We start from the raw sequence: 1,003 nt of genomic DNA, 5'->3' as shown, positions 1-1,003 counted from the left end.
GTCGCCTTCCCTACGCCATTTAAGCCCGCAATCACCCACTTGTCTCCTCGCGCGATAGTGATATCAATCGGTGACAGTAAAGGCGTTTGATAGCCAATGCTCAACGCTTCGGCGCTAACAACACTTTGATGTCCAATAGGCGCATAAGAAAAATCAAATTCAGTCACAGCATCTGTTTTATGCAACTGAACCCTTTCAATTTTATCCAATTGCTTCTTACGTCCCTTCGCAATGCTCGCATTCACACCTGCGCCATTTTTCGCAATAAACTGTTCCAGTTTCTTAATCTCAGCTTGCTGTGAGTGGTACTCTTTTTCCAACAGCGAATTGTTGTGTCGCTTTTGCGCCATTGCTTTGTGGTATGAGCCGGTGTATTTCTGGATTTTTTGATAGTCGATATCACAGATGCAGGTAGTAACCGCATTCAGGAAACTCACATCATGAGACACCAACAGTACGGTTCCTACATAAGCATTGAGATAACTCTTCAACCACTCAATATGAGTTGCATCAAGATAGTTAGTCGGCTCATCTAACAATAAGACGTCTGGTTCACGCAACAATAAGCGCGCTAATAAAACCTTATGGCGTTGCCCGCCACTTAACGCACTCATTAGAGTATCCAGTCCCAACTGCTGTATACCAAGCCCTGCGGATACACTTTCAATTTGGGCATGTAAGGCGTAAAAGCCTTGGGCTTCCAATTCCGTTTGTAACTTAGCAACTCGGCGAAGCAAAGAAGGCGATGCAGATTCAGCCATCTCTTGATACAAAGAAAATAATTCACGTTCAGCTTCAAACAACTCATTAAATGCCGATTGTAAACATTCTCTAATCGTCTGAGTTTTATCAACCACAAGATGTTGATCAAGATAGCCAATCTCTAAGTTTGGCTGCCAATGAATATCTCCCTCATCGGCAGAAATTTCACCAACAAGCAACTTTAACAACGTACTTTTTCCTACTCCGTTTGCACCGGTGATCCCTACATGCTCTCCAGCAT

The 1,003-nt window shown here is 43.5% G+C and carries 1 protein-coding gene; it reads right to left on the bottom strand.

From position 1 onward, the window contains the following. The coding region (locus R7093_RS24220) for an ABC-F family ATP-binding cassette domain-containing protein (RefSeq protein WP_318146884.1) at window positions 1–1,003 on the bottom strand (1,003 nt) is incomplete at both ends.

Source organism: Vibrio sp. 1580 (assembly GCF_033340055.1).
This window is presented reverse-complemented; position numbering and strand designations above follow the sequence as displayed.